The sequence below is a fragment of the Commensalibacter intestini A911 genome (assembly GCF_000231445.1).
Classification (GTDB): domain Bacteria; phylum Pseudomonadota; class Alphaproteobacteria; order Acetobacterales; family Acetobacteraceae; genus Commensalibacter; species Commensalibacter intestini.
The window spans coordinates 621299-635874 of the sequence record NZ_AGFR01000003.1; the positions used below are offsets into that span (position 1 = coordinate 621299).

The window sequence follows — 14576 nt, forward strand, 5'->3', positions numbered from 1 at the left end:
AGCTTATCGAATAGTATTTCCAGAGCTTCCGATCCCACCAGAGGTGTTTGGATTGTTTGCAAAGGGTCCTGTGCTGTTGTTGGGTCCAAAGGTACTTCCTAACCCCATAGCGCTAAGAGGAGAGTATTGCCCGATATTTCCCAATAATTGTTGGAAGAAATTAGTCTTGGTTCCTGGTGTTGGTGTTACTTCAGAAACCATTCCAACTGGCTTAGCATCTTTTTTTCCTAAATGCTGGATTTTTTGTAACGTTCCATTTTCGTCAAAGTATAAAGATAATACTTCTTGTTTACGTATACCTGGATATGACAAAGGAACAACTTGAGTCATCATCGAAATATAAATCCAGTTATTTGGATCAAAAGTAGCATAAGCAGTTGGAGATCCTAGAATATCTACGACGTCCGCTTTGCTTGTGCTTCCGACTTGTAATGATTTTAAATCGTTTTTACCAATAATACTACCTCTGGGTAGTGGTGGTGGAGAAAAAATAGAACAAGCAGATAAAGTCATTCCAATTGACAGAATAGAAGCCAAACAGGCACCTTTTCTTGCTTTACGAAAAGATAGAAACCGTGTTTTAAAAGAAGAGACAAGAGGTTTCTTATTGAAGCATGGACGCATGATTGATAAATATTCCTCGAGTTGGATATGAAAAAAAATAAATTACCCGTTATAAAAATGCGTATTGTAGTTTGAATAAAACTTCAACAAAAAAAAACAGATGAGAGAATAAAAATGAAAGCATGTTGCGAGTTTTCAAGGAAAATACAGCTTAACCAAATCCAGAAAAAGCCATTAACCATTAAAATAGAAGCTAATGAGGAGGAAAAAAAGGCTCTTTCTGAACGCTTTTCCATCCCAGAGATACATTCTTTGTTATGTACATATCAGTTAAAATATTTCCATGGCAGACAAGTGCGTGCAGTTGGTGAAATGAAAGCAATTATCACACAGAATTGTGTGGTTTCGTTGGAAGATTTTGTAGTTACGATTGATGAATCGTTTGAACTTCTTTTTATGTCTAGTGATAAAATTTCTGGTGAACTAGAGGAAATCGATGATCCTGATGTTATCCCTTATGAAAATGAAGTGATTGATTTGGGAGAAGTTACAGCAGAGCAATTAGCGTTATTTGTAGATCCTTACCCTCACAAAGATGGGACCGATAATAAGTTGATTTTAAATGAAAATGATATAAAAATCACAGATGAAAAAGATGTAAAAGAAAATCCATTTAAAGTGCTTGAACAATTGAAAAATTTTGGATCAGATAAAAAGAAATGATGATTTTGTACTAATCTGCTTGTCATTTTTTGAAATAAGGGATATTAACCTTGAGAAAAGTAAAGTTACAGACGATATCCATTTTTATAACTTGCATATAAGGTTATTATCTGTTAGGAAACTCGTTTTAATTTGAATAGTTTAATAAATATCAAGCAGTTTTGAAAAATGTTTGATAGTTGGGAAAGGTAGGAGGGACTAATGGCTGTTCCTAAGAGAAAAACATCACCTTCACGTCGTGGTATGCGTCGTAGTCATCATGCTCTACGTACAGAAGCACATGCAGAATGTGGAAATTGTGGCGAATTGAAACGCCATCATCACGTTTGCAGTCACTGTGGACATTATGATGGTCGTGAAGTCGTAGCTGCTGGAAAAGCGTTGAAAGTTGCTGTACGTCAGTAGTTTTATAAGGAAAACCTGTAGAACATCTATTTAGTTTTATTAAGTAAATGCTTTACAGGGATAAACTATAAATTATGAACCAAGAAGTAGAAAATCCAAAAGAAGATCAATATGATCTTGCTATTGATGCAATGGGTGGAGATCAAGCTCCCGATATTGTTATTAAAGGTTTGGATTTTACAGCACTCCGTCACCCAAACGTTAAAATATTGCTTATTGGCGATGAAGCAAAAATTAATCCTTTGCTTCACCAATACCCAAATGTTTCAGCAGTTTGTACGGTCAGACATACTTCTGTGTCGATTCCGATGGAGATGAAGCCAACAGCAGCATTAAAGTTGCGTGATTCATCTTTGCGTATGGCGATGGAAAGCGTTGCCAAAAAAGAATCCAAAGGTGTTGTTTCTGCTGGTAATAGTGGTGCAATGCTTGCTTTGGCTCAGATTATTGTTAAAACAATGCCTGGTATTGCGCGTCCAGCAATGGCTGCGATTAATCCAACTGCCAAAGGTGATGCGGTGATGTTGGATTTAGGGGCAAATGTTGCGTGTGATAGTCGTAATTTAGTTGATTTTGCGATTATGGGGCATGCTTTTGCCAAGGCAGTGTTAGGCCTCCCTCATCCTACAATTGGTTTGTTAAATGTTGGCTCAGAAGAGCTAAAAGGGGATGAGCGTTTACGTGTAGCCGCAGAGGTTTTACGTAATAGTCCTCTTTCTGATCAATTTTATGGGTTTATAGAGGGGCATGATATTACTGCAGGCACAACAGATGTTGTGGTTACAGATGGTTTCACTGGTAATATTGCATTAAAAACCGGCGAAGGTGCATTAAAACTTGTTTTTCATTTATTAAAACAGGTATATACATCCGGTGTTCGTGGGAAGTTAGGATATTTGATGGTTCGTCCAGGTTTGGAACGAATGAAAGAGTGGCTTGATCCCCGTCGTTATAACGGCGCCGTTTTTGTGGGGTTAAATGGGGTTGTTGTAAAATCTCATGGTGGTGCTGATGAAGTCGGTTTTGCATGTGCTGTTGATGTTGCTATGGATATGATTAGTCATGGTTTCCATGAAGAAATCTTAGCTGGTTTATCTAAAGTAAACGCTGCAAAAGATATTGAGAAACAATAAACAATATAACTAATAATTAACTAGAAATTTAGGATAACTAGATGGCATATTGTTCACGCTTAGTCGGATTTGGTGGGTATTTGCCAGAAAAAATTGTAACGAATCAAGAGTTATCAGAACGTATAGATACATCTGATGAATGGATTCGTGAACGAACAGGTATTAGGCAACGTCATATTGTTTCTGGTGAGGAAACATGTGCGTCTATGGCTGCTGAGGCAGCTCGACAAGCAATTGCATTCTCAGGTTTATCAGTGGATGATATTGATGCTGTGATTGTTGCTACATGCACTCCAGATCAAGTTTTTCCAACAACTGCAGCCAAAGTACAGCAAATTTTAGGGATTAAAAAAGGATTTGCTTTTGATGTTTCTTCTGCTTGTGCGGGATTTGTTTTTGGATTGTCTGTTGCAGACAATTTTATTCGTAATGGCCAGGCAAAAAATGTTATTTTAATAGGTAGTGAAGTTTACTCTCGTATTTTAGATTGGTCAGATCGTAGAACATGTGTGTTGTTTGGTGATGGCGCGGGTGCAGTTGTTTTGAGTGCCGAAGAAGTTGTGAATACAACAGATCAAAAAGGAATTTTAGGAGTTTATTTACATACAGATGGTCATTATAGTGATTTATTATATGTAGATGGAACACCTTCTATAGCGGAAGATCATTGTCTGATAAGAATGCATGGGCAAGAAGTCTTTCGTCACGCTGTCACTAAGCTTTCTGAAGTTGTAGAGGAAGCATTGAGTGTTCACAATTTAAAACATGAAGATGTTGATTGGTTAGTGCCTCATCAAGCAAATTTAAGAATTATTGCTGGTATGGGAAAGAAACTACATTTACCTGAAGATCGTGTGATTATCACTGTTGATCGTCATGCAAATACATCTGCGGCTTCGGTTCCTCTTGCATTAAATGAAGCAGTCCGTGATGGACGTATTCAAAAAGGGGATCTTATTGTAATTGAAGCCCTTGGGGGGGGATTAAGCTGGGGATCTTCTTTAATTCGTTTATAGAATGATTGAAAAAGGTCTTTGGCGTTAAAAGAATATGAAAATCATAAAGTCTTAAATTGACTATATTTGTTAACAACTTTTTAATTATTGATTATTTGATATATTATGCAAACTTTGACAAGAGCAGGACTAATAGAAAAACTTTATAGCCATGTTGGCCTTTCACGCAGTGAGTCCGCTGTATTATTGGAAGAAGTATTAGAAAAGGTTATTTCTACCTTAGAAGGTGGAGATTCTGTAAAAATTAGTGGTTTTGGCACTTTTTCAGTTAGAAGAAAAGGTAGTCGTATAGGTCGCAATCCGAAAACAGGGGAAGAAGTAGTCATCGAGCCAAGATTGGTTCTTGCATTTCGCCCTAGCCAAATGCTTAAAAATAGTGTTAATGAAGGTATGATGAAGCTATCTGCCAGAAAGGGTTAAATAAATGACGAATAGCACCTCTACTAGTTCTCCTAATGAATTAGAAGAAGATTTCTTAGATCATTTAGAAGAAAATTCTGATTTAGAGGATCATGGAACGGCTAAGAAACTTCCAGGTGCTTTTCGTACAATTAGTGAGGTGGCTGAAGAAATTAATGTACCTCAACATGTTTTGCGTTTTTGGGAAACACGTTTTAAACAAGTTCAACCTGTTAAGCGAAGTGGTGGTCGTCGGTATTATCGTGCTGAAGATATTGTTTTGTTACAAAATATTTCTGATTTACTTTATATACAAGGTTATACCATTAAAGGTGTACAACGGGTATTAGAGGAAGACTTGTCTCGTTTAAGCCCTAATAAAGACAACACTGAGGTTGCACAAGATGAGCCTATAAACAGTGATGGAGAGGTTATTACTTCTGTTTCCATTATCGCTGATGGACAACATTCACAACATCATATAGAAACAATTTTTGAAGAAGTTAATCGGTTAAAAGAAAAAAACCTTTTTTTAGCTCATTCTTTACAATCTGTTTTAGCAGAATTACAAGTATTACGTAAAATAATTGCTTCTGAGTGTTAGTTTTTAGTTGCTTATAGCCATATAGGTTGCTATATGGCTTTACAACACTTAAACGGGCAGTAGCGCAGCCTGGTAGCGCATCAGTCTGGGGGACTGGGGGTCGTGGGTTCGAATCCCGCCTGCCCGATATCGTTTAAGTGTTTTAAGATAATCCTTTCTTTTTTGCAGTCCAGCTACACCACAGCATCATTAAGGCGGCCATTAATGCAGGGCCTATAAATAATCCAAGCATTCCCCAAGTTTCTAAACCACCTAAAATTCCGATTAAAACCCAAATAAATGGTAGTTTTGTTGATCCGCCAATAAGAGCCGGTCTAATAAAATGATCAGCAATAAAGATAACAATACATCCGATTACGACAACTGTAATCGCAGCAATAGAAGAAACTTTTAATAATGCTGTTAAAGCAACTGCTGTGATGGCAATAAGTGGGCAAAATGGAATCATTGCAGCAATTGCTGTTACAATACCAAATAAAGCTGCATGAGGGATGCCTGCGAGTGCATATACAATTCCTAAGATGATGCCTTGTCCCAGACCCACAAGAACTAATCCAGATACGGTTCCATGAACAGAAGAAATCATTTGTGTGGCAATATTTTCTCCTTGTTTTCCAAATAGTCGACGAGACCCACGTAAGCATTGTTGAATAACGCTTTCCCCGTCTTTAAAAAGGAAGAATAAGGTGATGATCGTGAAGAGGAACAATAATCCTCTATGAAAGAGTTGAGCACCAATTCTTTGGGTGACATAAACCCCACGGCTAAGATGTAAGTTAGCGAACAAGTCTGATGCTGATTGAGGATCGGTTAAATTATCATTCCACCAATTTAGAATATAATCTTTAGCAAAAGGGATATTATGTAACCATTGAGGTGGCGGTACGCCATCATGGCTAGCATGCATGACCCATGCAAAAGCTGTTTGAATATCTTTTGTTGCTTCGACTGCGATAATTGTTAAAGGGAAGATAAAAAGAAAAGTAATGATGCAGGAAAAAATTAGAGGCAAAATAAAACCAAGCTTTTGATATGGCCAATGTTTTTTGGCTTTCATATAAAGAGGCCAACAGGCAATTGCAAAGATAACCCCCCATATGAGTGCGGGTACAAAAGCACGGATGGTATAAAGTCCAAAGAGGAACAAGATAATCGTTAAGCAGGTTTGAGCGATCGTTTGGTTATGGATTTGCTCTGCTACGTTTAGTTGTCTAGTGATATTAAGTTCGGAATCTTTATTGTTAAGGGGCATCTTATACCTTTAAAATATTGATGTTGAGTATTTTGTACGAATAATAAATAAAGCAAATGCTTGGATAAAAGCAGCTTCTTTTAATGAATCATATCGCCCAGCGGTTCCACCATGTCCTGTATCCATGTTGATTTTTAGTAATAATGGTGCATTGGAAAGATTATATTCTCTTAACTTTGCAATCCATTTGGCAGGTTCCCAATAAGTGACTCTGGGATCAGTTAGTCCTCCAATTGCGAGGACAGCAGGATATTCTTGTTTCTTGATGTTATCATAAGGTGAATAACTTGCAATATATTGATAAGCTTCTTTATCTTCGATTGGATTTCCCCATTCTGGCCATTCGGGTGGTGTTAGAGGTAAGGAAGTATCAGACATGGTGTTCAGAACATCGACAAAAGGAACAACTGCGATGATGGCTGCAAACAGGTCAGGACGTTCATTGGCAATATATCCCATGACCATACCACCAGCAGAGCGACCATCAGCAACAATAAGACCTGCTTTTGTATAATTTTGTTCAATGAGATGATCTGCACAACAAATAAAGTCAGTAAAACTATTTATTTTGTTAAATTTGCGTCCTTGTAAAAACCAATTCCATCCTTTTTCGGAACCACCTCTGACATGAGCAATCGCATAGATCCAGCCTTGGTCTAGATAATTTAATGCGCTATTAGAGAATGTCGGGTCAATAGCATATCCATAAGAACCATACCCATAAAGGAGAATAGGTGTTTTTCCATCTAAAATGGTATCTTTATGATAGGTAATGGTAATTGGAATTTGCTCGCCATCTTTTGCCGTCGCCAATAAGCGTTTTGTTTGATATTTTTCAGGATCGTGACCCGAAGGAATTTCTTGAACTTTCAGTGTTTTTCTTTCTCCCGTAATCATATTATAATGATACCAATGACGAGGGGTGGTCGGAGACTGATAGCTATATCTCAACCACTCTGATTGATCGGTAAGGGTTTCGTCTAAAGATAAAACAAAAGCTTCTTCTTCGCCCGTTAATAAAGTGTCTTTGCCGTTTTTATCAGTAATAATCAGACGTGTATTTACGTTATGACGTTCTAGACGAATCAAATAGTATTGATAAGCAATAACTTCCATTATGTAAGTTTGTGGATCATGTTGAATCCATTCTTGCCAATTTTCAGAGGATAAAGAAACATCGGATAATTGTTGAGGATCAGGTAATGCCATCCGCATGAGTTTAAAATTATCGGCATGATTAAGGTTGGTTTTAATCATAAAATGACCCTGCCAGTCGGTTAACTCATATTGAATACCGACTTGACGTTTCATGACACAGATAGGTGAGGCTGTGGGATCTTCATATGAAAGAAGCCAGGTTTCATTGGTATCATGATCATTGGCAGTAATAAAAATCCACTTGTTCGATAAGCTTCGTTCGATAGAGAGGAAAAAGCCAGGATCTTTTTCTTCGTAGATAAGCGTATCTGTGCCAGAAGAAAGCTCGTGTCTGAATATTTGTGTAGGGCGTCCGTGATTGTCTCGATAGATCCAAAATAAATAATGGCTACAAGGAGAGAACGTAAATTGTCCTGCACAATTTGGAATAGTTTGCGGTAAAAGGTTCCCTGTATGTAAGTCTTTGATACGAATGTCCCATATTTCAGAACCTTGTGTATCTTCTGCATAGGCAAGATATTGATGGGTAGGGCTATGTTCGATATAGCCAACTTTATAATAGTTAGATTTTTTTGCTTCTGTATTCGGATCAAGAATAGTTTGTTCTGTAGGATCTTGAATAGACTTGCGATAATAGGTTTTATACTCGTTTCTGCTTTCATATCGAGAAAGGTAAATCCAATCGCCGTCTTCAAGCTCTGGGCTGCTATCTTTATCGACAAGACGATTTTTCATGGATTGAAATAGATCTTCTTGTAACGCTTTGGTAGGTTCAAGATAACTTTCTGTATAAGCATTCTCGGCAATTAAATAGGTTTCAATATCTTTTCTTAAAGATTTAGGATTCTGTAATACTTCTTGCCAGTGTTCGTCTTTGATCCAAGCATATGCATCTGTGCGTTGATAACCAAGCTGTTCAATATGTGTGATTTGTTTTGACGCAATTGGAGGTGAAAGAGGTTTCATAGAATTTTTATCCTTAATGTATTGAATATATAATAAAAACGAATAAAGAATAAATATCGTTTATCAAAAAATGTTGATGTTATTTATACTAAGATAACTATTAAATGGAAATAAAACGATTATTAAAGGGTATAATTTAAGTGGTTAAGAAAATTATCTTTGTTTTGATAGGCTGTATTGCATGCTGGTGGTTTTTTAGTCCTGTATCTTTACAAGATCAATTATACTCTTCAATTAAAGCAAAATGTAAAAACCAAGAAAAATGTATTGTGCGTTTGCATGAAATTACATCATTTAAATGGGATAAAGCTTATTTCTTTCCATATACAATGAAAGACTCTTTAAAGGTTAATGAAATTGTAAAGGGGCAAACAAAATTAGAGCAAGACGTGTTAACCACACGGGGTGTGTTTACCAAAAATGGTAAAATAGTGCGCGAGGGTATTTTTGAGGTTGTATACAGTGATTATTATGATTTAAGATTTGTTCCTCTTTTTCAAATATTCCCCCATGAAAGTCTAGATATCAATTTTTATTTGGATAAGATGCAATTGAAAGGCATGAATTATACAGGAGATATTAATGACTTTGGAGATTCGATGGGTATTGAGTATTATGAGATAACGCCTCAAAATGATCAATTACATGCAGGTTGTACAACATTTTATCTGCGTGCCGCAGGAAGTAAAGTGCTAGAAAATCAATGTGCACTGAGTCTTACGAATTTAAATCAGGTTGTTTTATTTAATCCTAAAACACATAAAGAGGTGAGGCAACAATAAGTAAGGATTGATCGCATTCACTTTATAGATACTGGATATACTAAAAAGTTAATTCTTGTTATAAACAATAAAAACAATTATTTAATTTAAAAAATGAAGAAAAAACATGGGAAATAAGAAAATCCTTATCGTAGGTGCTGGCTTTTCTGGTGCTGTGATTGGACGTTTATTGGCGGAAGATGGTTTTGAGGTTCATATTATTGATGAACGTTCACATACCGCTGGGAATTGTTACTCTGAGCGTGACAAAGAAACTGGGGTAATGGTGCATACTTATGGTCCTCATATTTTCCATACAGATAATGAAGAAGTATGGGATTTCTTAAATCAACATGCAGAAATGATGCCTTATGTGAACCGAGTCAAAACAACGGTTAATGGGCAAGTATTTTCTTTACCGATTAATTTACATACGATTAATCAGTTTTTCCATAAGACTTTTTCTCCTGATGAAGCAAAAGCTTTTATCAAAACAAAAGGTGATAGTTCCATTGCTGAACCTCAATCTTTTGAAGAGCAAGCACTTAAATTCGTAGGAAAAGAACTCTATGAAGCATTCTTTAAAGGCTACACGTTAAAGCAATGGGGGCTTCATCCTTCTGAATTGCCAGCGTCTATTTTAAAACGTCTGCCTGTTCGCTTTAATTATGATGATAATTATTTCAGTCACAAATTCCAAGGTATGCCTAAAGATGGTTATACCGTTATTGTTGACAGCATTATGGATCATAAAAATATTAAAGTATCTTTAAATACGAAATTCGATAAAGCAGATTTAGAAAAATATCGTCATATTTTCTATAGTGGGCCATTAGATGCATATTTTGATTATCAGCATGGACGCTTGGCTTATCGTACATTAGACTTTGAAAAATTCACTTACCAAGGGGATTATCAAGGCACCGCAGTGATGAATTATGGTGAAGAGTCAGTTCCTTATACGCGTATTACCGAGCATAAATATTTTGCTCCTTGGGAAAGTCATGAGGGGTCTGTGATGTATAAAGAATTTAGTCGTTTATGCACAGAAAAAGATCTTCCATACTATCCAATTCGCTTGGTTGGTGAAATGACTCAATTAGAAGAATATGTTGATTTAGCTGAACAAGAAAAGAATGTAACGTTTGTGGGTCGTTTAGGAACTTATCGTTATTTAGATATGGATGTCACGATTGCAGAGGCATTAAAGACAGCGAGAGTATTTTTAGAGAATGCTCGTGATAGTAAGAAAATGCCAGCCTTTACGGTGGCAATGAAATAGAGATTACAAAGGTAGAAGGGGATATTCTGTGAGGGATATCCCTTTTTCATTTAGATAGTGTTTATATTAGTAAGAAAGTTGGGTGTCTGTTATTAGATCGTATAATTGTTTGATTGTTCTTATATCTTTATACTTCTTATTGTTTAAAAGCTCACTAATCGCAGTTCGTATAAAGTCATTTATCCAATATAAATCAATCGATTTCGAAGGTTGGCTGCCATGAACTAACGCAGATCTTGCGCTATATATTTCTTTAGTATGTTTGATAATTCCTTTTCTACCTTCTTTGTTTGTGCCAACGATAAAAGCTAGACAATTAGAAATTTTTTCACCAATGCTTTTTTGAAATAATTGTCCTTCATCGTAAGAAAATAAAGCTTCTAATGCAATGCAGGTATAAATAAGAGCATTCCTTTTTTCTTCACTTCGTATAGACTCTCCAATGGCAAGACTGGCACTTACAACTCTTTTTTCAATATCTGTTATTAAAGTCGAATTTTGACTTTTCTTTTCATATAGCTCCCATAGTTTGTGAAATGATGCATAATAGTCTGAGGAAACCATATCATTTATATGTAGTTTATATGTTGTTTCCTTTGCTCCGGACATTCCAAGAGATTGCCAGTCTAAGGTAAAATAATAATATGTTTGCAAGTCAGTAATGATGAGATTGCCAAATTCATGATAAGATGCGCTATTTATTTGAACCTTATATTGGAAGTTAAAATCACCACTTATAAAAAGAAGAAGGCGGATAAAGTCTAAGGAATACAATAATATTTTTTCTTGACTTCCTTTATGATCTTGTAGATCTAGATGAAAAATGTTTGCCTTAAAATATAAAAGATTTTCATTTTGGAAAAAGTCTTTTGGGATAGATTTTATTTGACTAGTTTTGTTTTTTATATCGCGGTTATAGCCTATTTCAAAACAGCCTAATTGTATAGGTTCTTGATTATCTGCTAATGCAATACCTATAATATTTGTAACAACTTGTGTTGTTTCTATTTCCAACTCAATGAGTTGTTGAACTAAATGTTTTGTATTATCAATCGTATAATTATTATTCTCAGTTTTTGAAAGAATTAATTCTCTTAAAATAAAATCAGTTTTTGTTTCTTTTGATAGGTATGTTTTCTTTTGAAGTAGAGTGAGTGCTTCATCAATATATTGTCCAAATTGTTGATCATTATTGATTGTAAAAATAATATTTGTTATTTGGCCGTTTTTATCTACAATAACTTTGTTGTGGGAATTTAGAATATCTTTATTATTGTGATGGATATTTATTAACTCTAACAATTCATTCAGTAATTCATAAAGCTGCATTTCACTCTCCGACAATATATTTTTGATAATCATAACAGTTTCTTAACAAGAAAATTATAATTTTACCCAAAATACAAAAATATTGTGTATAATTGCCGATCAATAAAAATTAAAAAAGCAAGTTATAAACAAATGACAAAAACTGACGGTATTATTGAATATGTATTAACCCTTTCTTGTCCTGATCAGCCTGGGATTGTGGCAGCGATTTCGACGGGGTTATTCGAAGCAAAAGCAAATATTTTAGAATCTCAACAGCATGATGACCCTTCTGGGCGTTTTTTTATGCGAGTGGTTTTTGCTTTACAAGATCAAAGCGAATTATATGAATGGTTGCATACACGTCTAGAAGCATTGGCAGCTCAGTTTAAAATGACATGGTCTTTGCATAATCGATCAAAACGCAGACGCGTGATGTTGATGGTTTCTAAAATGGATCATTGCTTGGTGGACTTGCTTTATCGTTGGCGGATAGGGGAGCTTCCTATTGAACCCGTAGCGATTGTTGCGAATTATCCCAAAGAAGATTATGCGCATATTGATATGAAGGATATTCCTTTCTATTACTTGCCAATTTCCAAAGAGACGAAAAAAGAACAAGAACAGCAATTATGGGATCTGATTAAAGAAACTCGAACAGAGTTGGTTGTGCTTGCACGATATATGCAAATTTTATCTGCGGATATGATTAAAAAACTACCAGGCCAATGTATTAATATCCACCATTCTTTCTTGCCAGGCTTTAAGGGTGCAAAAGCTTATCATCAAGCCTTTGCTCGTGGCGTCAAATTAATTGGCGCAACGGCGCATTATGTAACCGAAGATCTTGATGAAGGTCCAATTATCGAACAAGATGTTGAACGGGTCAGTCATCGTGATGTGCCAGAAGATTTGGTGCGTAAAGGACGCGATATTGAACGTAGAGTGTTAGCAAAAGCGGTTCGTTATCACGTTGAAGATCGTGTTATTTTAAATGGCAGTAAAACTGTTATTTTTGCAGATTAAAATTGTTTCTTTTTAATGATTAAGCATTATTGCTTAATCATTAAAAAAAATAATAAATATCAAAGATGTAGTTCACCTTGTTCTGCGAAAAAGAAAAGAATTTTACTTTTGATATAGTTTAGAATTTGTATTTTGACCAAGATACAGTAAAACTTTCACAGGCGAGCTCAGGAAAATGAAGAAAAAACAAAATAGCTTAGTGTGACGCGCTTGTTGATTTATATAAATCACAGCCTTCTTGATTTTTATTGAGGCAAGCTTGTTTAAAGTAAAGATTTGCTCTGAATTTATTTTTGCGAACGCCTTGCCCTGCTTGATACATTTTACCAATCATGACTTGAGCAGGTGCATATTTTTGATGGGAAGATTTAGCAAACCATTTCAATGCTTTGGAATAATTTTTAGACATACCTTGGCCGTTATAATACATTTCTCCTGCTTTATATTGAGCAATTTTATGACCTTGCTTGCCAGCTTTAGTAAAATATACTAGTGCCGAAGGGTAATCTTGAGAAGAACCTTGACCGATAAGATACATTTCTCCCAATTTATATTCAGATGTTACATCTCCTTGATCAGCAGCTTGCGTATAAAAATCTCCGGCTATATCATAATTTTGAGGAACGCCTTGGCCTTTGAAATACATTTCTCCAAGTTGAAATTGAGCGTCCACATTACGCTGATCCGCAGCCTTGTTATACCATTCTGCTGCTTTTTTATAATCTTTAGGAACACCTTGGCCGTTATAATACATTTCTCCAAGTTGAAATTGAGAGGTATCGTCACCTTGATCCGCAGCTTTGGTATACCAATATAGTGCTTTTTTATAATCTTTAGGAGCACCTTGGCCTGTTAGATATGAAATCGCAATAAAATTTTGACTCGCAATATCTCCTCGATGTGCCTTTTCTATTACTGATTTCATGTAATTCTTATCTTTTGTATCATCGGCAAATGTTTTTTGATTACAAAAAATAAAGAAAATACTGAATAGTAAAATATATTTTTTTATTGTGAAATACATTGATTTAAGGAAATAGTTTGCCTCTTAAACCAACTTTTAACGTTTGTGCATTAGCTGATTTTGAGGAAATAATGCCTAGACGTAAAAATAGGTCAATGAGAACAAGATTAATATTAAACTTAAAGTCATTTGTATCACAAACACGTCGATAAACATCTTTAATATTCATGAGCTCAAAGCTAACAACTTCGCCATCATTAGGGCTAGGTTTAAAATCTTTTGGTAGCCATAAATCATAGCAATATAAAACGTCACGACGTAAACCTTCGGGGCGTATCATACTATAAGTCACCATACTGCTATATTCTGCCTTAGAAATTAATTCAGATGGAAGGTTAGCTTCCTCTTCAGCCTCTTTGGCTAGTGCGGTTTGATGTGTATATCCAGCAGGAATACCACCAGCAACAATATGATCTAATTTTCCTGGATCCAGACGTTTGTGAGGAGAGCGTGTGCCAACCCATAAATAGGTATCGTCGCCGTCTTTGACTAATCCATTGAGATGTACGCCAGTCCCAATAATTCCTAAAGGTGGTAAAACGGCTCGATCAATTTGCCCAATTGGTTTTGCGTAAGGTGAGGGGTAAACATCAAAGAGCTCATTCATGGTTTGAATAAGTTTATCTTGAATGAGCTTTTCGCCAAGAGCTTCTAGAGTCATATCTGTAGGTAATGTATCTATCTGATCTTCGGCTTTAAAGACACCATAATTATATAAGATGTTCATAAAGTCAGGTCTAACCCATCCAATAATTTGATCGCAAGCACGAAAAGGTAAAAAATCTTTATGAAGATGTGCGGTATTACAATGTTCTATATATTCTAATAGTTTTTTAAATTCAACAGGTTGCATAAGTAGCCTTTGTAATTGCTTTGAGGGCAATAGTGTAAAATATTTTTATAGAATGACGTAATTGTCTATATTTAATTTTTTTATTCTTCTAGTATAGAATTT

General features: G+C 35.6%; 15 protein-coding genes and 1 tRNA gene. 10 read left to right on the forward strand and 6 right to left on the reverse strand.

From position 1 onward, the window contains the following. Window positions 1–3: 3 nt before the first annotated feature. On the reverse strand, window positions 4–624 hold the full coding sequence (locus CIN_RS03200; protein WP_008853622.1) for an outer membrane protein assembly factor BamE: 621 nt from the start codon (window positions 622–624) through the stop codon (window positions 4–6). A 114-nt stretch (window positions 625–738) separates the two neighbouring features. On the opposite strand from CIN_RS03200, the gene CIN_RS03205 reads away from it, so the two are divergent. The 7 genes from CIN_RS03205 to CIN_RS03235 all read left to right on the forward strand — a co-directional run bounded on the left by CIN_RS03205 (window position 739) and on the right by CIN_RS03235 (window position 4971). Continuing rightward, window positions 739–1287 (forward strand): YceD family protein, encoded by a 549-nt coding sequence (locus CIN_RS03205; RefSeq protein ID WP_040363732.1) that lies wholly within the window; start codon window positions 739–741, stop codon window positions 1285–1287. Window positions 1288–1488: 201 nt separating this feature from the next. Continuing rightward, window positions 1489–1692, forward strand: a complete 204-nt coding sequence (gene rpmF, locus CIN_RS03210; RefSeq protein ID WP_008853624.1) for a 50S ribosomal protein L32 — start codon at window positions 1489–1491, stop codon at window positions 1690–1692. A 74-nt stretch (window positions 1693–1766) separates the two neighbouring features. After that, window positions 1767–2825: a phosphate acyltransferase PlsX gene (plsX, locus tag CIN_RS03215; RefSeq protein WP_008853625.1), complete on the forward strand. Its 1059-nt coding sequence runs from the start codon at window positions 1767–1769 to the stop codon at window positions 2823–2825. 41 nt (window positions 2826–2866) lie between these two features. Beyond that, a complete protein-coding gene (locus CIN_RS03220) occupies window positions 2867–3841 on the forward strand; it encodes a beta-ketoacyl-ACP synthase III (protein ID WP_008853626.1) in 975 nt (324 codons plus the stop codon). Window positions 3842–3946: 105 nt separating this feature from the next. Next, on the forward strand, window positions 3947–4261 hold the full coding sequence (locus tag CIN_RS03225) for an integration host factor subunit alpha (protein WP_008853627.1): 315 nt from the start codon (window positions 3947–3949) through the stop codon (window positions 4259–4261). 4 nt (window positions 4262–4265) lie between these two features. Further along, window positions 4266–4844 (forward strand): MerR family transcriptional regulator, encoded by a 579-nt coding sequence (locus CIN_RS11660; protein ID WP_008853628.1) that lies wholly within the window; start codon window positions 4266–4268, stop codon window positions 4842–4844. A gap of 53 nt (window positions 4845–4897) precedes the next feature. After that, window positions 4898–4971 (forward strand) — tRNA-Pro (locus CIN_RS03235). A 15-nt stretch (window positions 4972–4986) separates the two neighbouring features. Here CIN_RS03235 and CIN_RS03240 read toward each other — a convergent pair. Both CIN_RS03240 and CIN_RS03245 read right to left on the reverse strand, forming a co-directional pair. Further along, window positions 4987–6096: an AI-2E family transporter gene (locus CIN_RS03240; protein ID WP_083813310.1), complete on the reverse strand. Its 1110-nt coding sequence runs from the start codon at window positions 6094–6096 to the stop codon at window positions 4987–4989. 9 nt (window positions 6097–6105) lie between these two features. Continuing rightward, complete coding sequence (locus tag CIN_RS03245) at window positions 6106–8220, reverse strand: S9 family peptidase (RefSeq protein WP_008853630.1); 2115 nt, start codon at window positions 8218–8220, stop codon at window positions 6106–6108. Window positions 8221–8360: 140 nt separating this feature from the next. Between CIN_RS03245 and CIN_RS03250 the strand changes: the two genes are divergently transcribed. Together CIN_RS03250 and glf are read left to right on the forward strand one after the other, a co-directional pair. Continuing rightward, window positions 8361–9002 (forward strand): hypothetical protein, encoded by a 642-nt coding sequence (locus tag CIN_RS03250; RefSeq protein WP_008853631.1) that lies wholly within the window; start codon window positions 8361–8363, stop codon window positions 9000–9002. Window positions 9003–9108: 106 nt separating this feature from the next. Beyond that, window positions 9109–10263: a UDP-galactopyranose mutase gene (glf, locus tag CIN_RS03255; protein ID WP_008853632.1), complete on the forward strand. Its 1155-nt coding sequence runs from the start codon at window positions 9109–9111 to the stop codon at window positions 10261–10263. 66 nt (window positions 10264–10329) lie between these two features. Here the strand turns inward: glf and CIN_RS03260 are convergent, their stop codons facing one another. Continuing rightward, window positions 10330–11592 (reverse strand): HEPN domain-containing protein, encoded by a 1263-nt coding sequence (locus CIN_RS03260; protein ID WP_139016922.1) that lies wholly within the window; start codon window positions 11590–11592, stop codon window positions 10330–10332. A 132-nt stretch (window positions 11593–11724) separates the two neighbouring features. Between CIN_RS03260 and purU the strand changes: the two genes are divergently transcribed. Continuing rightward, entirely contained in the window at window positions 11725–12597 is an 873-nt protein-coding gene (gene purU, locus CIN_RS03265; RefSeq protein WP_008853634.1) for a formyltetrahydrofolate deformylase, read from the forward strand. Between the two features lie 196 nt (window positions 12598–12793). Here purU and CIN_RS03270 read toward each other — a convergent pair whose 3' ends face one another. Together CIN_RS03270 and CIN_RS03275 are read right to left on the reverse strand one after the other, a co-directional pair. Then, window positions 12794–13522, reverse strand: a complete 729-nt coding sequence (locus CIN_RS03270) for a tetratricopeptide repeat protein (RefSeq protein ID WP_008853635.1) — start codon at window positions 13520–13522, stop codon at window positions 12794–12796. A gap of 103 nt (window positions 13523–13625) precedes the next feature. Beyond that, entirely contained in the window at window positions 13626–14474 is an 849-nt protein-coding gene (locus tag CIN_RS03275; RefSeq protein WP_008853636.1) for an NUDIX hydrolase, read from the reverse strand. Window positions 14475–14576 lie beyond the last annotated feature (102 nt).